18 protein-coding genes and 1 tRNA gene are annotated in these 17,528 nt (G+C 69.6%); 7 read left to right on the top strand and 12 right to left on the bottom strand.

The window, feature by feature from the left end; genetic code table 11:
- Positions 1–2: 2 nt before the first annotated feature.
- Genes NKG98_RS14620 through NKG98_RS14635 form a run of 4 tightly spaced genes read right to left on the bottom strand, consistent with a single transcriptional unit; the run spans position 3 to position 5,348 of the window.
- A complete protein-coding gene (locus NKG98_RS14620; RefSeq protein ID WP_254766668.1) occupies positions 3–1,232 on the bottom strand; it encodes a radical SAM/SPASM domain-containing protein in 1,230 nt (409 codons plus the stop codon).
- Positions 1,229–2,344 carry a YncE family protein gene (locus tag NKG98_RS14625; protein ID WP_254766670.1) on the bottom strand — a complete coding sequence of 372 codons (1,116 nt, stop codon included), beginning with the start codon at positions 2,342–2,344 and terminating at the stop codon, positions 1,229–1,231. Before NKG98_RS14625 ends, NKG98_RS14620 begins: the two co-directional genes overlap by 4 nt.
- Before the next feature lie 5 nt (positions 2,345–2,349).
- Positions 2,350–3,513 (bottom strand): YncE family protein, encoded by a 1,164-nt coding sequence (locus NKG98_RS14630; protein WP_254766671.1) that lies wholly within the window; start codon positions 3,511–3,513, stop codon positions 2,350–2,352.
- Between the two features lie 8 nt (positions 3,514–3,521).
- Complete coding sequence (locus NKG98_RS14635; RefSeq protein ID WP_254766672.1) at positions 3,522–5,348, bottom strand: cytochrome D1 domain-containing protein; 1,827 nt, start codon at positions 5,346–5,348, stop codon at positions 3,522–3,524.
- 274 nt (positions 5,349–5,622) lie between these two features.
- Between NKG98_RS14635 and NKG98_RS14640 the strand changes: the two genes are divergently transcribed.
- The 3 genes from NKG98_RS14640 (at position 5,623) to NKG98_RS14650 (ending at position 7,966) form a co-directional block, all read left to right on the top strand.
- Complete coding sequence (locus tag NKG98_RS14640) at positions 5,623–6,204, top strand: 2Fe-2S iron-sulfur cluster-binding protein (protein ID WP_254766674.1); 582 nt, start codon at positions 5,623–5,625, stop codon at positions 6,202–6,204.
- A gap of 97 nt (positions 6,205–6,301) precedes the next feature.
- Entirely contained in the window at positions 6,302–7,819 is a 1,518-nt protein-coding gene (locus NKG98_RS14645; RefSeq protein WP_254766676.1) for an MATE family efflux transporter, read from the top strand.
- A gap of 74 nt (positions 7,820–7,893) precedes the next feature.
- Positions 7,894–7,966 (top strand) — tRNA-Arg (locus NKG98_RS14650).
- 269 nt (positions 7,967–8,235) lie between these two features.
- Here the strand turns inward: NKG98_RS14650 and NKG98_RS14655 are convergent.
- Positions 8,236–8,925, bottom strand: coding sequence for a YqjF family protein (locus NKG98_RS14655; RefSeq protein ID WP_254766678.1), 690 nt, complete (start codon positions 8,923–8,925; stop codon positions 8,236–8,238).
- A gap of 79 nt (positions 8,926–9,004) precedes the next feature.
- On the opposite strand from NKG98_RS14655, the gene NKG98_RS14660 reads away from it, so the two are divergent.
- The 3 genes from NKG98_RS14660 to NKG98_RS14670 all read left to right on the top strand — a co-directional run bounded on the left by NKG98_RS14660 (position 9,005) and on the right by NKG98_RS14670 (position 11,422).
- The gene (locus NKG98_RS14660; protein ID WP_254766679.1) at positions 9,005–9,424 is read left to right on the top strand and encodes a universal stress protein; all 420 of its coding nucleotides are present in this window, start codon (positions 9,005–9,007) and stop codon (positions 9,422–9,424) included.
- Positions 9,425–9,492: 68 nt separating this feature from the next.
- Positions 9,493–10,863, top strand: a complete 1,371-nt coding sequence (locus NKG98_RS14665) for a nicotinate phosphoribosyltransferase (RefSeq protein WP_254766681.1) — start codon at positions 9,493–9,495, stop codon at positions 10,861–10,863.
- A gap of 136 nt (positions 10,864–10,999) precedes the next feature.
- Positions 11,000–11,422: a CBS domain-containing protein gene (locus NKG98_RS14670; RefSeq protein ID WP_254766682.1), complete on the top strand. Its 423-nt coding sequence runs from the start codon at positions 11,000–11,002 to the stop codon at positions 11,420–11,422.
- A gap of 84 nt (positions 11,423–11,506) precedes the next feature.
- Here NKG98_RS14670 and NKG98_RS14675 read toward each other — a convergent pair whose 3' ends face one another.
- The 3 genes from NKG98_RS14675 to NKG98_RS14685 form a co-directional block, all read right to left on the bottom strand.
- The gene (locus NKG98_RS14675) at positions 11,507–11,737 is read right to left on the bottom strand and encodes a hypothetical protein (RefSeq protein WP_254766684.1); all 231 of its coding nucleotides are present in this window, start codon (positions 11,735–11,737) and stop codon (positions 11,507–11,509) included.
- A gap of 107 nt (positions 11,738–11,844) precedes the next feature.
- Positions 11,845–12,414: a VIT1/CCC1 transporter family protein gene (locus NKG98_RS14680; protein WP_254766685.1), complete on the bottom strand. Its 570-nt coding sequence runs from the start codon at positions 12,412–12,414 to the stop codon at positions 11,845–11,847.
- Positions 12,415–12,430: 16 nt separating this feature from the next.
- Positions 12,431–12,724 carry a DUF211 domain-containing protein gene (locus tag NKG98_RS14685; protein ID WP_254766686.1) on the bottom strand — a complete coding sequence of 98 codons (294 nt, stop codon included), beginning with the start codon at positions 12,722–12,724 and terminating at the stop codon, positions 12,431–12,433.
- A gap of 321 nt (positions 12,725–13,045) precedes the next feature.
- Here NKG98_RS14685 and NKG98_RS14690 point away from each other — a divergent pair, with 321 nt between their 5' ends.
- Positions 13,046–13,192, top strand: coding sequence for a DUF7503 family protein (locus NKG98_RS14690; protein WP_254766687.1), 147 nt, complete (start codon positions 13,046–13,048; stop codon positions 13,190–13,192).
- Here NKG98_RS14690 and NKG98_RS14695 read toward each other — a convergent pair whose 3' ends face one another.
- The 4 genes from NKG98_RS14695 to trxA all read right to left on the bottom strand — a co-directional run bounded on the left by NKG98_RS14695 (position 13,193) and on the right by trxA (position 17,446).
- On the bottom strand, positions 13,193–15,277 hold the full coding sequence (locus tag NKG98_RS14695) for a hypothetical protein (RefSeq protein WP_254766688.1): 2,085 nt from the start codon (positions 15,275–15,277) through the stop codon (positions 13,193–13,195).
- On the bottom strand, positions 15,274–15,948 hold the full coding sequence (locus NKG98_RS14700; protein ID WP_254766689.1) for a DUF7504 family protein: 675 nt from the start codon (positions 15,946–15,948) through the stop codon (positions 15,274–15,276). The genes NKG98_RS14695 and NKG98_RS14700 overlap by 4 nt, the downstream gene beginning before the upstream one ends.
- A 113-nt stretch (positions 15,949–16,061) precedes the next feature.
- Positions 16,062–17,087 carry an NAD(P)/FAD-dependent oxidoreductase gene (locus tag NKG98_RS14705; protein ID WP_254766690.1) on the bottom strand — a complete coding sequence of 342 codons (1,026 nt, stop codon included), beginning with the start codon at positions 17,085–17,087 and terminating at the stop codon, positions 16,062–16,064.
- Positions 17,084–17,446, bottom strand: coding sequence for a thioredoxin (gene trxA / locus NKG98_RS14710; protein ID WP_254766691.1), 363 nt, complete (start codon positions 17,444–17,446; stop codon positions 17,084–17,086). The genes NKG98_RS14705 and trxA overlap by 4 nt, the downstream gene beginning before the upstream one ends.
- Positions 17,447–17,528 lie beyond the last annotated feature (82 nt).

Here is a 17,528-nt window from a genome sequence, read left to right on the forward strand (position 1 = left end):
ACCTACGCGCCGTCGACGGTCGCTTCGACCTCCGCGTCGATCGGCGCGCGCGTCGACCCCTCCTCCAGTCCGAGTTCCTCGTCGGTGAGGTAACACCGCGGGTCCTCGGCCCAGAGGTCGTCGTGGACGGCGTACGCCCGCGCCCGGGAGTTGCCGCCACAGACCTCCCTGTACGGACAGCGCCCGCACCGGCCCGTCAGGTGAGCCGACGGGTTCGCGAGGCGGTCCCAGCGGTCGCTGTCCGCGAGGATCCGGTCGAGCGGCCGCTCCCGGACGTTCCCGAGGGTGATCTCGGGGAGGAACATGCTCGGGTGGACGTCGCCGCGGTGGTCGACGTCGACCACCTTCGGCCCGCCGTCGCCCTTCTTGACGACCCTGCCGGGGCCGTCGTCGAGCAGCAACCGCCGGGCCCGGTCGGCGCGCTCGGGCAGTTCCGACTCGATCTTCCGGTAGAGGTAGACCGCGTCGGCGTAGTTGCCCGCCGAGAGGATCTGCATCTCCGGGTTCGTCTCGGCCAGTTCGACGGTCCGCTCGAAGAGGTAGTCGACCATCCGGCGCGTCTCCGCGAACGACAGGTCGCGGTCGGTGATCGCGCCGCCCCGGCCCGTGTAGATCAGGTGGAAGACGTTCACCCGGTCGACGCCGAGGTCGACGGCGAGGTCGACGACGTCCGGCAGGTCGTCGATCGTGTCCGCGGTCATCGTGCTCCGGACGCCGGTGTTCATCCCGGCCGCCTGGGCGTTGGACAGCCCCTCGACCGCGCGCTCGAACGACCCCTCGAGCCCGCGGAACCGGTCGTGGGTCTCGCCGACGCCGTCGAGCGAGACGCCGACGTAGGCCATCCCGGCGTCGGCGACCGCGCGGGCGCGCTCCGGGGTCAGGAACGTGCCGTTGCTCGAGGCGATGGTCCGCAGTCCCCGCTCGTCGGCGTGGGCGACCAGTTCCGCGAGGTCGTCGCGGACGAACGGCTCGCCGCCGCTGAAGACGAGCACCGGGACCCCCGCCTCGGCGAGGTCGTCGATGAACCGCTTTGCCTCGGCCGTCGAGAGTTCCTCGTCGGAGCGGCGGTCGACGGCGCCGAAGTAGCAGTGTTCGCAGGTGAGGTTACACGCCGGCGTGGTGTTCCAGACAACGACGGGCACCGTCCCGCCGTCGCGCGAGCGCGACCGTTCGTACCGCGTCCGCTCCGGGCGGTTGTCGATCCCGTGGACGAGTCTGGTGAGGTCGATCATGTCGGTGGGGTAAAGATGCCGCTCGGCAGGTCGCCGAGCCCCTCGATTCGGTCCGCGACCGTCACGTCCGCCGGCCGGTCCGACCGGAGCGGCGAGAGGTCGAGGACGGTCACGCACGGGCGATCCATGTTGCCGACGAAGCAGGCGTCGCCGTCGGGCGAGACGACGAGGTGCATCGGCTGGCCGCCGACGTCGACCCGGCCGACGACCGAGCGCGACGCCGCGTCGACGACCGTCACGTGGGACTCGTCGTAGGAGTCGACGAGGACGTACCGGCCGTCGGGCGTGGTCGCGGCGAAGCCGGTCGTCGTTCCGACGTCGACGAACGCGGCGGCGTCGTTCTCGCCGGCCTCGACCGCGTCGAGGTCGACCGCCGTCAGCCGGTCGTCGTCCCGCGCGGGAACGTAGGCGCGTCGCCCGTCCGGACCGTCGGCGAACGCGATCCCGTGTGGGTTCTCGCCGGTCGGTACCTGGGCCGCGACCCGCTTCGTCCCGACGTCGACGAACGTCGTGAACGACTCCCCGGCGTTGTTGACGGCGACGAGGTCCGTCCCCGGCACCGGGTACACGTCGTGGGGTCGCTCGCCGACGGCGTACCGCGTCCCCTCGGCCAACTCGGCCGTCGGCGACAGCGCGACCAGTTCGCCCCGGCTCTTGACGGCGACGTACAGCCGACCGTCCGGGCCGAGGCACATCCCGGCGCACTTGCCGAGCGCGCGGGTCCCGATCCGCTCGGGTACCGGCCGCCCCTCGGGGACGCGGAACGCCATCACCCCCGGCTCGTCGTCGTCCGGCAGCGCCCCGGCGGTCCCGACGAACAGGCGCCGGCCGTCGTCGGTCAGCGCGGAGCCGACGCTCGCGGTCCCGAGGTCGTCGACGCGCCCGACCGTCTCCAGGCGTTCGAGGTCGACGACTTCGAGGTGGGCGCTCGTGATGTACAGCAGGTACGCGTGGCGGCCGTCCGGGTGGAACGCCGCCGTGTGGGGGTACGTTCCGTCGCCGACGCGACCCACCTCCTCGCGCGCGTCGAGGTCGACGACGCTGAAGTGCTCGCTGCCGGCGTTCTTGACGAGCGCCGTTCGCTCCGTCGGTGGCGGTGTCGGTCGCGTCATGGGTGTCAGGTGTCCGCTCCGCGGCGGGGTCGCTCGGTCAGGAAACAACTCGACGGCGCGCTGTCGGTCGGGAGGTCGACCCGCGCGAGGAGTCGGGGGTCGGGGTCGGAGCCCGGTTCGCGGAGCGACGACGTGTCGATCGCCGCCACGGAGTCGTCGTCCACGTTCGCCACGTAGCACCGCCGGCCGTCGGCGGCGAACGCCGGGTGGCGCGGCGTCTCCCCGGTCCGCACGCGCGCGACGACGTCGAGCGTGCCGGCGTCGACGAACGAGACGCGGTCGTCCTCGTAGGCGTCGACGGCGACGTGGGCGCCGCCGGGGGCGACGTCGACGAACGCCGTCGGCGTGCCAAGCGGGAGTCGCGTCTCGCGGGTCGGCCGCTCGCCGGCGAGGTCGACGACGGTCAGGCCGTCGCCCTCGGTGTCGGCGACGAACCAGCGGTCGTGGGCCGCCGACGCCGCGCCGCCGCGCGGGTTCGGCGCGTCGACGGTGGCGACGACGCGGCGCTCGGCGAGGTCGACGAACGAGACGCTCCCGTCGTCGACGTCGTTGACGCCGAGCAGCCGGTAGCCGGGGGCGTACGACAGGTCCTGTGGCTCGCCCGGAACCGACAGTCGGTCCCGGACGTCGAACGGGGGGCGCCCGTCGAGGCGGACGACCGCGCCGTCGTCTTTCAGGGCGACCCACGGGTCGTCGCCGGCGTCGACGACGACGCCCGCGCCCTTGCCGATCGGCAGGTGGGCGACCGGCTCGAACCGGCCGTCGTCGCGGGCGTGCGTCCGCAACACCGTCACCCCGGGGCCGTCGTCGTCCGGCAGGTCGCCGTAGCCGGTGACGTAGAGGTACCGGCCGTCGCGGGAGGCGGCGACGCCGATCGGCGCGGTACCGACCGCGTCGGTCCGGTCGAGGACGGACGACGAGCGCACGTCGACGGCCTCGACGGTCCCGGAGGAGGCGTACGCGAGGTACGCCCGTCGGCCCCGCGGGCCGAACGCGAGGCCGTGCGGGTGGCGACCCTCTCCGACGCGGGCGACGAACTCGCACTCGCCGTCGTCTTCCTCGCGGCCGTCCACGTCGACCGCGGCGAACCCGCGGTCGCGCATCAGCTTCACGAACGCCAGTTCGCCCTCGACGCCGGCGGACGCGTCGGGCGGTGCGGGTCGTGACATGCGTGTCGTCAGTCGACCTCGTACTTGTCCGCCCGGCGGCACGGGAACTTGCCCGTCACCGGCCGGAGGTCGGTCATCGCGTCGAGGTGTTCGCCGGTGTGGCTGTCGTAGACGTGGATCTCGCCCTCGGGCCAGTGGCTCACGAAGAGTTCCTGACCGTCGTTCGAGAAGATCGGGTGGATCGCGTGCTCGCTTCCCGTCTCGATCACGAGGTCATCGTCGACCTCGAGGGTCTCGCGGTCTATGGCGTACACCAACTGGTCGAGGTCGGGGTCGTCCCGGAGCGCGACGTCACACCAGACGTAGTCACAGTCGTGGTGATTGCGCAGGAACAGGCCGCCGCCGGGGACGTCGATGCGCTTCTCGACCTCCCAGGTCTCGGTGCTCCAGGCGGTCGTGACGTTCTCGTCGCCCAGGTGGGTCGTGAACGCGCGGTCGCGTTTCGGGTCGAGCGCGCCCGGGCCGGGGTGGGGAATCGCCCCGGTCTCGATGTTCGCGACGCGCTCTCGCTCCTCGAGGTCGACGACCGAGACGACGTCGTCGCTCTGGGCGGCGATCATGAAGTACCGCCCGTCCTTCGTGAAGAAGCCGTCGTGGAGCGTCCGCGCGCAGTCGATCTCGGCGACGACCGGGAACTCGTCGTCGGTGTAGTCGATCAGCCACACCTCGCCCAGTTCCTTCAGCCCGGCGACGAACACCTCGTACTTCGGCGAGTCGTAGAGCGCACAGACCCGGCTCTCGACGTACTGGCCGTCGAGGTCGATGCCGCGGGTGGAGATCTGCTTGATCGGCGAGAGGTCGTCCGCGTCCGTGATGAGGATCTGACCCGGGGTGTAGAAGCCGGCGGCGACGTACTGGCCGTCGTGGGACACCGCGATGTCGCGGGCGTCGGTGCCGGCACGGACGCGGGCGACGCGGTCGAGGCCCCACAGGTCGAGCTTGTAGATGTAGCCGTCGCGGGCCATCGTGTAGGCGTACGCCCCCTCGCGCTCGTTGTCGGGGAGCGTGTTCGGGAAGTCCATCACGTGGATGGCCTGCCCGACGTCCTCGATCCGGCCGATCACCTCGTGGTTCGCCATGTCGATCATCGAAACCGACGCGTTGTCGCGCTCGACGACCACCATCATGTCGAGCAGGTCCTCGACGCCGTGTTGGGGGGCGTCGACGAGGTCGGACGCGGGAGTGAGCACCTCGTGGGTCTGTGCGATGTCCTCGAGGTTGTGGTAGTCGATCGAGTCGACGTCCTCGCCGACGAGGAGTTCGCCTTTCATCTGGGCGTGTCCGTCCCCGCAGTAGGTCGTACACTCGAAGGGGAAGACGCCCGTCTCGTCGGCGGTGAACTCGACGGAGTCGATCACCTCGTTCGGGTCCTCGTTTTTCGGGAGGACGGCGTGGAGGTCGTACGGCTCCGCGAGGTGCCAGTCGTGGACCTCGAAGTTCGAGTTCTCCTCGAAGGTCGACTCGACGAAGTCGATCCGGACGTTCGCCCCCTCGGAGACGTGTATCTCCTGGGGTTCGAACCCGAACTGGTAGGCGGTCAGCTCGAACGTCTCGACCGACTCGTCGTCGAACCCGCCGTCGTCGCCGTCCTCCGTGTCGTCGTCGCCGTCGTCGTCGCCGCTACACCCGGCGATGGCCGCGGTCCCGACGGCCGCCGTTCCAGCGAGGAACCGACGCCGCTGTGGCAGGTCGAGGTGTACGACGTCCGGGAAGTCGAGTTCGTCCTCGAACTCGAGTTTCTCGGCGATGTCGTGTGTCGCGCTCACGTACCGTTTCACCCGCTCTACGCTCTCTTCCGCGGTTTCGGCGCGTTCGCGATCGGATCTCTCTGACATAGTTTCGTGGGCGTCTCGGCGCGGTTCGCCCGCCCGAGCGACCGGCCCACGTCCACAATCTCCGATCACGCCGACGTGAAAGCGCGTCGTCATTCCCGACGAACAGAAACCCGGGGTGACATGATCGGGTAAACGTTAACAATCGTGCAGGATCCGCCCGCCGCTCCGGTGCCGTATTCGGCCACGCCGGTCCCGGGAGCGGACCTGTCGCGTCCGGACACATTCTCCGGCCGGGCGGAAAATACAGTTACGGCGGCGCGTCGAACGTCGCCCCATGGTCGACCCCCTGGCTCTCGGCATCGCGGTCACGCTGACGCTGGCCGTCGCGGTCCTGCACTTCCTCCCGGGGCCGCCGTGGACGCCGCGCGAGGACGTCACCGACGAGGTGCTCGAACGACGCGCCCGGACCGTCTCCGAGACGGAGTTCCCGGCGCCGATGAACCGCGCCATCGGCGCCGGGGGCGGCGCCGTCGCCGTCGGCGGCGAGGCCGAGGGCGAACTCGAGGAAGGCGAGGAGGCCCCCGCCGAGGAGACGACGAGCCCCGCCGACATCCCCGACGACGAGGTCGAGAACTTCGACGTCGAGTACGTCAAGGAAGGCGAGACGGTCGCGGTGGCGAACAACGAGACGCTGCTGGAGGCCGGCGAGGACGAGGGCTGGGACCTCCCGTACGCCTGCCGGGAGGGGCAGTGTCTCTCCTGTGGCGGCCACGTCGTCGACGGCGACGCCCGCGAGTACGTCGAACACGACGGCCAGGAGATGCTCGACGACGAGGAACTCGCGAACGGCTACGTGCTCACCTGCGTCGCCTACCCGCGCGGGGAGTTCTCGCTGGAGACGAGCGAGACGCCCTGACACGACGCTCTCGGGCTCGCCGGTCGAAGCGCTCGTTCGCCGGTCCGCGCGACCGAAATCGCCGCATTGATACGCTCACTTTTCGTTTCGAAATACAGTGACGGGGAGTTCCGACTCCGAGGACCGCTCGCCCGCCGACGTGGAGGACTCGCTCACGGAGGGCGCGCTCGGCCGCCCGCTGCTCCGGCTGGCGTGGCCCATCGTCGTCTTCCAGCTCCTGCAGGTGGCGTACAACCTCGCCGACACGCTCTGGCTCGGCCAGCTGTCGGCGGACGCCGTCGGCGCGATCAGCCTCGCCTTCCCCCTCGTCTTCCTGCTCATCGCCGTCGCCGGCGGCTTCACCACCGCGGGGAGCATTCTGGTCGCCCAGTACACCGGCGCCGAGAGCGAGCGCTCGGCGGGCCTGTTCGCCGGCCAGACCATCGCGTTCGTCGGCCTGCTCGCGGTCGTCCTCGGCGCGGTCGGCTACTTCTACACCGGCCCCGCGCTGTCGCTGCTGCCGAGCGACCCCGAGACCGCCGCGAAGGTCATCCCGCTGGCGGCCGACTACATGCAGGTGTTCTTCCTCGGGCTCCCCTTCCTGTTCGGCTTCTACGTCTTCGAGGCGCTGATGCGTGGCTACGGCAACACGGTCACGCCGATGCGGCTGATGTTCGTCAGCGTCCTCATCAACGTCCTCATCGACCCGTTTCTCATCTTCGGGTTCGCCGACAACCCCCTGTTCGGCTGGCTCGGCCTCGGCGGGCTGGAGGCGTCGCTGTACGCCGCCACCGGCTTCACCGGCTACGGCGTCGCGGGCGCGGCGGTCGCCACCGTCTTCTCGCGCGGGGTCGCCTCGATCATCGGCTTCTACGTGCTGTTCGCGAGCGAGGTCGGCCCCGACGCCTCGCTCTCGCACCTGCGGCTGAACGCGGAGAACGTCTGGGAGATCACCCGGCTGGGCGTGCCGACGTCGCTCGAACAGTCGGCGAACGCGCTCGCGCTCGTCGTGCTGACCGGCATGGTCGTCTCGTTTGCCCCGCCGGTCGTCGCCGCCTACGGCCTCGGTAATCGGCTCATCTCGCTTGTCTTCCTGCCCGCGCTCGGCCTCTCGCGGGCGACCGAGACGATGGTCGGCCAGAACCTCGGCGCCGACAGGCCCGAGCGCGCCGAGCGCGCCGTCCGCCTCTCGGCCGCCGCCGCCGGCGGGGTGATGATCGGCGTCGCCGTGATCGCCGTCGCCTTCGCGCGCCCGGTCAACGGGATCTTCATCGGTGCCGACGTCGAGGGCGCCGCGGAGACGGTCGCGCTCGCGACCGACTACCTGCGGATCCGCTCGGTCGAGTTCGCGTTCATCGGCGTGATGCAGGTCGTCCTCGGGGCGTTCCGCGGTGCCGGCAACACCAAGACCGCGATGGTCTTCTCGTGGCTCAACCTCTGGGGGGTCCGCGTTCCCGGCGTCTACGTCCTCGCGTTCGTCCTCGGCTGGGGCGCGACCGGCATCTGGGTCGGCATGAGCCTCGGTCACGTCGTCGGCGCGTTCGTCGCCGTCGCCTGGTTCCTCCGGGGGACGTGGAAGGAGTCCATCGTCGACGACGCCCGCACGGACGCGGAGCCGGTCGCCGTCGACGAGTGACGGTACCACGGCACGCGAAAGACGAGTAGCGAGTCACAACCGTTATTTACGATCGGTTGGTACGTACGAATCGAGGGCGCGTAGCTCAGTGGACAGAGTCCTTGGTTCCGGACCAAGATGCCGCGGGTTCAAATCCCGTCGCGCCCGTGCAGCGAGGAACGAAGCGACGAGCGAACCGGCACGCTGGATTTGAAGTAGAGAACGGCGAGTGAGACGAGCCGTTCGCGTGGTTCGAATCCCGTCGCGCCCGCTTTCTGCGACGACCGACCGGTGAGGGTACGCCCTCGGTCCGACGGGTTCGAGTTGCGTCGTCACGCCGTCCCGGCTTCCCCCGTAGTCGACAATGTCGTCGTGTCGCTCGACGTACGCGAGCCGCCAGTCCGGGTCGCTGACGGTCGCACCCGCGACCGGTCCGCTCACTCCGCGCGCTTGCTCGCGGAGGCGACCGTCTCGACGCCGGGGCTGTAGAGGGTGACGGGGTCGCCGTCGGGGACTGCGAAGCCGTTCGCGGCGAAGAGGCCGTTCTCCTCGACCTCGATCTCGCCCTCGTACAGCGGCCACGGCTCGTGGTCGACGTCGGCGTAGCGGAGGTCGCCGGCCGGCGACTCGGTGTAGTACCGGTACCGTTCGGTGAGGAATCGAGCGAGGGCGTCCTCGGCCGACAGCCGATCCCCGACCGGCCCGTACCGCGCCGCAAAGCGTACCGGTCTGGCCCCAGGGTGGCGCCGTCGGCTCCTGAACCGGACCCGGCCGTCGGCCCCGGTGAGGGTGATCCGCGCGTAGTAGTACGGGAGGTGGTGGAAGAGTCGGGCGCCACAGACCGCGGCGAGGCCGTCGGCGTCGAGGCTGAAGAAGTAGACGCCCGGCGTCCCGTCGCGGGTGACGTAGGTCCTGAGGTTGAGTTCGGGCAGCGCCACCCCCGTCCCGGCGGGACAGCGCCGCGGCCGCACGTCGACGTTCGTGAACGGGACGACCGAGAGCCACGCCCGCCCGTCGCAGGTGTCGACCGTCAGCGTGTCGGGGACGTGGGCGTCGACGACCGCCGGGTCGACCGGCCAGTTGGCGAAGAGGACGTTACGCCAGCCCATCCGGAGCGAGAGGACCATGCCGGCCACCCTACCGGCGCCCGGTACAATACTGTACCGGCGGGGGTACTTTACCCGTGTCCGTGGAAACCTCCGAGCGATGACGACCCACGTCCTCGTCCCGATGGACGGATCGCAAGCGGCCGAGCGGGCCTTCGAGTACGCGATGGAGCTCTACCCCGACGCCGACATCACCGTCCTCCACGTCGTCGACTCCTCGGCGGCGAGCGAGAAGACCGGACTGGCCTACGACGAGGCCGTCCAGCGGGGACTGGAGGAACGGGCAGACGAGGTCTTCGAGCGCGCGCGGGACCTCGCGGCCGAGGCCGGATTCGACGGGGCGGTCCGCACCGAGACCGGCATCGGGTCGCCGGCGCGCTCGATCGTCGACAACGCCGAAGACGCCGACGCGGTGGTGATGGGGAGTCAGGGCCGTACCGGCGCCGCGCGCGTCCTCCTCGGCAGCGTCGCCGAGACGGTCGTCCGTGAGGCGCCGATCCCCGTGACCGTCGTCCGCTGACGCCGTGGGCCCCGGCACGGCACAATTGCCGCGGCGTACTATAACGTCTCGCGTGGTCGTCCGTACCGATGACTCGACCCACGTTCGGGTTCCTGACCCCGGAGAACGGGCCGCTGTTTACCGACCTGTACGAACTTCGCATGATGCAGGCGTACCACAACCGGGGACACGATCCGACGGCGACGTTCAGCCTGTTCTTCCGCGAGTTGCCCCCGAACCGCGGTTACACGGTGGCCGCCGGCCTCGAACAGGCCCTCCACTACGTCGAGAACCTCTCGTTCGGGGAACGCGCGATCGACTTCCTGAACGAACTCGGGTTCGACGACGCGTTCCTCTCGCGGCTTTCGGATCTCGAGTTCACCGGCGAGGTGCGCGCGCTCCCGGAGGGGACGCCGGCGTTCCCGAACGAACCGCTGCTCGAAGTCACGGCGCCGATCCTGCAGGCGCAACTCCTCGAGACGGCCGTCATCAACCAGATCGGCTACCAGACGCTGATCGCGACCAAGGCCAGCCGGATGCGGGACGTGATCGACCGCGAGGGGGACGACCAGCAGCTAGTCGACTTCGGCTCCCGGCGCGCCCACGGGACTGACGCGGGGGTGAAAGCGGCGCGGGCGGCGTACGTCGGCGGCTTCGACGGCACGTCGAACGCCGCCGCAGCCGAACTGTTCGGCATCCCCGCGTTCGGGACGATGGCTCACTCGTGGGTCCAGAGTTTCGATACCGAACGCGAGGCCTTCGAGACGTTCGTCGCCGAGTACGGCGCGGCGAGCGTCCTCCTGATCGACACCTACGACACGGTCGCCGGCGCCGAACTCGCGGCGGCGGTCGCCGACGAGGCGGACGTCGACCTCCGGGGCGTTCGCCTCGACTCCGGCGACCTGCCGGCGCTCTCCCGGGCGGTCGCCGACGTCGCGCCCGACCTCGACCAGTTCATCTCCTCGGGGGTCGACGAGTACGCGATCCGCGAGTTCTTCGAGCGCGACGGCGTGGCCGCGGGGTTCGGCCCGGGGACGGCGCTGGTCACGAGCACGGACGCGCCGAAGGTCGAGGCGGTCTACAAACTGGTTGCGGTCGAGCGAGACGGCGAGATGCGCCCGACGATGAAGCTCTCGACGGGGAAAGTGACGTACCCGGGCGCCAAGAGCGTCCGGCGCACCGAGGAGGAGGGCGTCTACGCCGGCGACGTCGTCGGCCTCCGGGACGAGGACCTGCCCGGCGAGGAGCAGCTTGTGACCGTCCTCGACGGCGGCGGGCGGGTCGCGCCGCTTCCGGACCTCGACGCCATCCGCGAGACCGCGGCCGAGCGGCGTCGAAAACTCCCCGCGGCCACTCGCCGCATCGAGGACCCCGAGCCCTACGAGGTCCGGATCGGCGACGGCCTGCGGGCGGAGACGGAGTCCCTTCGAGCGTCGCTCGAACGCGGGACCGGGCGCTGAGATTCGCGGCTCTCCCGCGCGCCCGCGGTATCCCGGTTGCGTCTCGCCGAATAAACGTACAGCATCGTTCCATCCGGCCGGTAATCGCTGTCCGATTCTATCACGGTTCGTCACGAACGCACGGGTAGAGGCTACTATGCCAGTCCAGAACCTCGCCCGAAGCGACGTGGTCACGGCATCCATCGACGCGTCGATCCGCGACCTCGCGACGACCATGCGCGACGAGCGCGTCGGGAGCGTCGTCGTCACGGAGGCGGGCGCACCGGTCGGTATCGTGACGGACCGGGACCTGACGGTCCGCGTGCTGGCGACCGACGCCGATCCGGCGGCGCTCGACGCCGCCGACGTGATGTCGCCGGACCTGCACGCGATCGGACCCGACGACGGCTTCTACCAGGCGACCGAGATGATGCGCCGGTACGGCGTCCGCCGGCTGCCGGTCGTCGACGACGACCGGAACCTGCGCGGGATCATCACGGCCGACGACCTGAACGAACTGCTGGCCGACGAGCACCAGGAGATGGCCGGCGTCGTCCGGGCACAGCGGCCGCCGTACTGACCGCTCGACGAGCGGTTCGTCGGGCGCGGTTCTGGCGGCCGGACGCCGGATCGCCGGCGGAGAAGCAGCGTCCGCGACCGGTGGTCAACTACGGGCCCGTACCGTGCGCGTCGCGCCGGACTCCGGGTCGACGTGGACGCGCCACGGCTCGCCGTCCGCGACGGCCGGGACGATCCACGTGCTGCTCGTCTGGTACGGCGTGTCCACGACGACGTCATCGCATCCCCTCTCGCGGAGCACGTCGTAGGCGAGCACCGAGGCACCCGCCGCGGTCGAAACGGACGTCTCCCCGTGCGGGGCGGTGGAATGTTTCATACAGAGTCACCCTCCAAGCGGTCGTGTTATCCCCACGCACGCTTGAACCGGAACGCCGATTCTCGACCCGTGGGAACGCCGCGGCCAGCGGCGCGTGGACCACGGATTCACCCGGGCAGGAACAGGTTGAGGACGGCCACGAAGATTCCGGCGAGCCCCATCCGGACGCCGGCGACCGCCCAGTTCTGCTTCGAGATCGAGCCGAGGTACGCCCCGAAGCCGAACAGCAGTCCGACGCCGATCCCGACCGCGACCACGGTCGCCTGAAGCAGCGAGAACGCCGTCCCGTGTAGCAAGAACGGGAGCAGCGGGAGGATGATCCCGATGATCGGGCCGATCCCGCTCGCGACGGCGTTGATCTTGCGCGCGCCGCGGCGGTCCCGCTGGAGTTTCGTGTCCTCCAGATCGGTCAGCATGGCGCGTTCGATGCGCATGAGTTCGGCCTGCTTCTCCGCGCGCTCGATCTCCCAGACGCTCCAGACGCCGGACGTGCCCAGTCCGACGGCCGCCCCGAGCCCGATCTGGAAGACGGTGGCGCCGTCGCTCACCCCCGACAGGTACGCGCCGACGACGACGCCGATACTCGTCAGCGTGCCGTCGAACCCGTTGGAGATGAAGTACCGGCGCGAGATCGACGCGACGTCCTCGTCGGCGAGCAGTTCCCGGAGGTCCGTCATCTCGTCTCCCCGTCGGTCACCGGTCCTGTGGCGTCTCGCTCTGTTCGGTCAGGCGCTCCCCGCAGACGACCTCGTCGATCGAGTGGATCGACCCGCCGAGGCCGTCGATCGTCTCCTCGATTTCCGGGAGGTCGACGTCGCCGCCCTCGACGGTGAGCTTGATCGTGTCCACGTCCCGATCGGTCTCGACCAGCACGGCGTTGACGGCGTCGATGCCGGGACGGGCCGCGACGCGCTCGGCGAACTGGACGATGTCCGGTTCGTGTGGCTTCAGGAGGTCGAGGACGAGGCGGCGTATCGGTGCACTCACAGTGGGCGTACGTCGATGCCCGACGTTCTTAGAGGTACCGTCGACGGCGACCGCCGTTCGGCTCCATCCACCGCGATCCGACGCCGACGCCCGTGACGCCGATATATCAGAAATAATCACTGTGGTTTGCCATCCGCGGGATCGGCGACCGCTCTCGCGGCCGTCGTCGCGAATCGCCCGCCGGTGGCGACGTCACGCGCGTTCGATCGTTGGTGAGCGGGCACCTGCCGAAAATATCAATATTCTACCTCGTTATATACTTCTAACTAATATAAGAACTATTTAAATAATATAATATTGCAAGCGGTCTTACCCCGAGGCATGTCCCACGAGGACAGCAACTCGACGGTTGCGACGTACCTGAAAGAGAACCCGCGGATGATCGGCGCCCTGTTCACGCTGGCGCTGCTGCTCGCGCAGGCGACGCCCGTTATGGCGAAAAACTCCTCGACGCTGGGTGGTCCCTGATCAGTCGATCGGAAGTTCGTCGCTCCACAGCAGTTCGCCGCCGTACTCGACGGGAACCGCCGTCGGGCTAAAGAAGGATTTCAGCTGTTCTTTCGACACGTCGAACGTGTCGATCGTTCCCGAGTTGAGATATCGCTTCCCGATACCGGGAATGTGGGGTGTAAACAGCCCGCCGATGTCCAGATCCGAATTCGGGAACGTCTCGATCGTCAACTCGAACTCGTCGTCGCCGTAGCGTTCGAGTTGACAGACGAGCGGCGTCGTGTTGACGCGCTCGGCCATCCGGAAGCCGCCGTCGCCGATCACGAGGTACTGGTTGCCGACGATCCGCCGGCGGCTGGCGATCTCGGTCGCCGCCCGCAGCGAGAAGCCGTCGGTGAGCAGTCGGGCGAACGTCGCGCCGATCTCGACGGCGGGGTCGTTCATCACCTCGCTTGCGGTCACGACGCCGCCGACGCAGCCGCCGTCGACGAGTCCCTCGCCCTGCCGGTAGGACTGGCAGCCGTTGAGGATGAACGCGTCGACGCCGTAGCCGCCGCCGGTCGTGGTATCGAAGTGGCCGTCCGGACAGGAGATGCCGTCGCCGGTGACGTGGCCGATGTAGTGGAGGAAGTCGATGTCCGCGTGCAACAGCTCCCGGATCTCCTCGGTCGTCGCGTCGTCGACGAACTCGACGGTCGAGCCCGCGTGTTCGAGGGCGCTGTAACAGTCGCGGACGGCGTCGCGCTCGGCGTGCATCCGCTCGTCGTTGACGACGACCGCCACCGATATCTCCCCGCTCCGTTTCGCGACGCGGTCCAGGCGGGCCTCGAACGAGTCGATGGTCGCCTTGTTCGCGGCGATCGGGTTCGAGTCGCCGACGAACGCCTGCTCGATCGAGTCCGTCCCCGGTACGTCCACGAAGGAGATACTCTCGCGCTCGACCGCCCCGCTCCGGAAGAAGTCCTCGATCGCGTCGGGCGTCTCGGGGATGGTGCCCAGCGGCGTCGGGTCGGGACACCTGACGATCGCGAGGTCGGCCGCCAAATACGGCAGCGACTCGACGTACTCGGGGTCGGGCTGGACGTCGGCGGTGAGCCGCCACGTCGGGAGCAGCGGCTTGATACACCCGAACGGCACCTCGAGGTAGCGGGCGACGCGTTCGTCGATCGGGGCCTCGTACAGTGCCGCGAAGTCCGGCAGTTCGTCGGCTTCGCCCCGCCGCTCGAAGAGCCACCGCAACTGGTCGCGCTCGTGGAGGTGGATCTGGTAGTAGCCCTCGGTACGGGTGACACAGTCGAGGAAGAACACCTGCTGGAGCGTCTCGGCGACGCCGCGGTCGAACGCCTCGCCCTCGCCGTCGTCGAACGACCGCTCGGCGCCCGCGCTCACGAGTTTCGGTCGCGACCCGGGGACGACCTCGGCCCCGAGGTAGTACGCCAGCGGCGTCGCCGGGTAGAGGTAACGCGGGGAGGGTGGGAGCTGGAGCGTGATCCCCGAGTCGGGTTTCGAGAGGCCGTCGGGGATCGCGAGTTCGTCGCCGAGGTTCACCCGCGGCGGGTGGCCCCGCAGCGACGGGAACGACCGCTCGGGCGAGAGCGTCTGCAGCGAGTCGCCGAAGTACGACACCGCTTCGAGCATCGCGTACGGGTCGTCGGGCACCGTGATCTCGCTCGCCGGCCGGTCGTGGAACGATCGGATGCCGAGTTCGACCTCGGTCTCGTCTCCGAGCAGCAGCGAGGTCCGCTCGTCGTCGGAGAGCACCCGAATCGACGAGTCGACCCGGAAGTAGGTCTTGATCGACCCCGTGACGTCGAACAGGTACTCGCCGTCCGGTAGCGCGAGCGGCTGGCCGTTGGTCACCTCGGAGACGAACTCGCCGTCGGCGGTCCAGACGTGGACGTCGCAGATGCTCTCGCACTCGATCGTCGAGGTCTCGAAGCGCACGGCCGACTCGACGGGGAAGTGGAAGTCCTCGGTCGGCGCCGGTTCGAGGTCGACGGGGTCGGGGAAGCCGAAGCCGATCGTCGAGCGCTCGATCGGGTCCCAGATTTCGAGGGTCCGCTCGCCCCGCGGCCGGATCTCCGGCTGTTTGACGTCGCTCATAGCTGGAACCACCCCGTCGTGCGGCCGACGTCGTGGAGGTGCCAGCGCATCTCCGCCGGGAGCCGTCCGCGCTGTCTGAGTTCGATGCGCCCGTCGAACAGGCCGGCGTACTCCTCGACCAGCCGGTCGTCGTCCTCGATCGGCAGGTGGTAGTGGGCCATTCCGCCGACGCCCTCGACGAGGTTCGCGACGATGCGGACGAACCGCACGACGTCGTAGCGGTCGAACTCCTCGATGATCGGGCGCAGCGTCAGGACTCCCAGCCGCAGTTGTGCCGGTTCGAGGTCGTCGCGTCGCTCGTCGGAGTCGGCGATCGACTCGCAGATCCGGCTTTGCAGCGGGTGCAGCCGGTGGTCGAGCAGGGTCTCGTCGTCCGACGGCGTGCTCGTGCTCGACCCGGAGACGCTCCGCTGGAAGCCGTTTCGCACCGTGATCGACGTCGGCTCGGTGGCGTAGCCGGCGCGGAGGTAGTGGTCGGCGTCGGGTTCGAGGTCGAGACAGACGAGGACCCGCTCGCGCGCGCCGCCGGTCCCGAGGAGCGTCCGCGAGGCGTGAAACGTCACCTCGGGCGCGACCGCGCCGGTGACCAGCAGGTTACAGCCACGCGCTTTCAGCGTCGCCAGTCGCTCGCACACCGTGGGTGGAAGCTCGCCGTCGTCCCCACCGTTCATTCTCGCTTACCCTCTCTGTGAAACGAATATAAATAATGGGGTCGTCGGCCTGTCCGGAGCGGCCGACGAGGTGGGGCTTCAGCGAGGCGTCGGTGAGACGGGGCGCCGATGCGTCACGCGGAGGGTTCGGCCGCGACGGCCTCCTCGGCCTCCTCGGCCGCGGCCGCCGCCTGCTCGTCGAGCCACTGCTCGGCGTCGAGGGCGGCCATCGCGCCCGTCCCGGCGGCGGTGATCGCCTGCCGGTAGCGTGGGTCCATCACGTCGCCGGCGGCGAAGACGCCCTCGACGTTCGTGTGCGTCCCCTCGCCGGTCAGCAGGTGACCCGACTCGTCGAGGTCGACCGCCGTCTCCTCGAGGAAGCCGGTGTTCGGCTCGTGGCCGATGGCGTAGAAGACGCCCTGGACGTCGACCTCCTCGTGTTCGACGTCCTCGCCGGCCTCCAGTTTCTCGGTCGGGTGGCCGTCGGGGTGGGAGACGAGGGTCGCGCCGGTCACGCCCGCCTCGCGCGAGCCGTGGATCTCGAGCAGTTCGCTGTTCCAGGCGAACTCGATCGCGTCGTGGTCGAGCGCGCGGCGGGCCATGATCTCCGAGGCGCGCAGTTCGTCCCGGCGGTGGACCACCGTGACGGAGTCGGCGAACTTCGCGAGGAAGAGCGCCTCCTCCATCGCGCTGTCGCCGCCGCCGATCACGAGCACGTCGTTGCCGCGGTGGAACGCGCCGTCGCAGGTCGCACAGGTCGAGAGGCCGTAGCCCATCAGGTCGTCCTCGCCGTCGGCGCCGACCCAGCGGGCGCTCGCGCCGGTCGCGACGATCAGCGACCGGGTCCGAACCGTCTCGCCGGTCGAGAGTTCGAGGGTGAACGGCCGCGAGTCGACCGCGGCCGACTCGACGAGGCCGTGCTCGAACTCGGCGCCGAAGCGTTCGGCCTGCTCGCGGCCCCGCTGGATCAGTTCCATCCCGCCGACGCCCTCGGGGAAGCCGAGGTAGTTCTCGACGTCGGTCGTCAGCGTCAGCTGACCGCCGGGTTCGTCGCCCTCGAGGACGAGGGGGTCGAGGTCGGCGCGAGCGGCGTACACCGCGGCCGACAGGCCCGCGATCCCCGACCCGGCGATCACCAGTTCTCGCGGTTCCTCGCTCATTCGTTCGTGTACCCCTCGATCATCGACTGGAGGCGGTCGGCGGGCAAGGCGCCGACCTGCTGTTCGACCTGCTCGCCGTCGGCGAACAGCACGAGCGTCGGGACGCCCCGGACGCCGTACTCGGCCGCTAGCGCGCCGTGCTGGTCGACGTCGACCTTCGCGATCGTCGCGTCGGTCTCGTCCGCCAGCCGCTCCAGGACGGGTTCGAGCATCCGGCACGGACCACACCACGTCGCGAAGAAGTCGACGAGCACGACGTCGCGCTCGTCGACGAGGTCGTCGAGGTGGGCGGCGCCGTCGACGTGCACCGGTTGGTCGAACGATCCTGCTGGCGAATCGGGAGTCGTATCGGTCGTCATCAGATCCTCGTTGTACCCTCGGGTGCTTAAGGGTTTTGTATGTATTGCACAATATAGCCACGCAATATCACGGCCGACGTCG

It is taken from the genome of Salinilacihabitans rarus, assembly GCF_024296665.1.
GTDB classification, from domain to species: domain Archaea; phylum Halobacteriota; class Halobacteria; order Halobacteriales; family Natrialbaceae; genus Salinilacihabitans; species Salinilacihabitans rarus.

What these genes read in the sequence shown, in the direction of transcription:
- NKG98_RS14640 (WP_254766674.1), top strand. Translation starts at nt 5,623, where the DNA reads ATGGTCGACCCCCTGGCTCTCGGCATCGCGGTCACGCTGACGCTGGCC.
- NKG98_RS14675 (WP_254766684.1), bottom strand. Translation starts at nt 11,737, where the DNA reads ATGAAACATTCCACCGCCCCGCACGGGGAGACGTCCGTTTCGACCGCG.
- trxA (WP_254766691.1), bottom strand. Translation starts at nt 17,446, where the DNA reads ATGACGACCGATACGACTCCCGATTCGCCAGCAGGATCGTTCGACCAA.
- NKG98_RS14680 (WP_254766685.1), bottom strand. Translation starts at nt 12,414, where the DNA reads ATGACGGACCTCCGGGAACTGCTCGCCGACGAGGACGTCGCGTCGATC.
- NKG98_RS14695 (WP_254766688.1), bottom strand. Translation starts at nt 15,277, where the DNA reads ATGAGCGACGTCAAACAGCCGGAGATCCGGCCGCGGGGCGAGCGGACC.
- NKG98_RS14690 (WP_254766687.1), top strand. Translation starts at nt 13,046, where the DNA reads ATGTCCCACGAGGACAGCAACTCGACGGTTGCGACGTACCTGAAAGAG.
- NKG98_RS14660 (WP_254766679.1), top strand. Translation starts at nt 9,005, where the DNA reads ATGACGACCCACGTCCTCGTCCCGATGGACGGATCGCAAGCGGCCGAG.
- NKG98_RS14670 (WP_254766682.1), top strand. Translation starts at nt 11,000, where the DNA reads ATGCCAGTCCAGAACCTCGCCCGAAGCGACGTGGTCACGGCATCCATC.
- NKG98_RS14655 (WP_254766678.1), bottom strand. Translation starts at nt 8,925, where the DNA reads ATGGTCCTCTCGCTCCGGATGGGCTGGCGTAACGTCCTCTTCGCCAAC.
- NKG98_RS14705 (WP_254766690.1), bottom strand. Translation starts at nt 17,087, where the DNA reads ATGAGCGAGGAACCGCGAGAACTGGTGATCGCCGGGTCGGGGATCGCG.
- NKG98_RS14700 (WP_254766689.1), bottom strand. Translation starts at nt 15,948, where the DNA reads ATGAACGGTGGGGACGACGGCGAGCTTCCACCCACGGTGTGCGAGCGA.
- NKG98_RS14665 (WP_254766681.1), top strand. Translation starts at nt 9,493, where the DNA reads ATGACTCGACCCACGTTCGGGTTCCTGACCCCGGAGAACGGGCCGCTG.
- NKG98_RS14630 (WP_254766671.1), bottom strand. Translation starts at nt 3,513, where the DNA reads ATGTCACGACCCGCACCGCCCGACGCGTCCGCCGGCGTCGAGGGCGAA.
- NKG98_RS14625 (WP_254766670.1), bottom strand. Translation starts at nt 2,344, where the DNA reads ATGACGCGACCGACACCGCCACCGACGGAGCGAACGGCGCTCGTCAAG.
- NKG98_RS14620 (WP_254766668.1), bottom strand. Translation starts at nt 1,232, where the DNA reads ATGATCGACCTCACCAGACTCGTCCACGGGATCGACAACCGCCCGGAG.
- NKG98_RS14635 (WP_254766672.1), bottom strand. Translation starts at nt 5,348, where the DNA reads ATGTCAGAGAGATCCGATCGCGAACGCGCCGAAACCGCGGAAGAGAGC.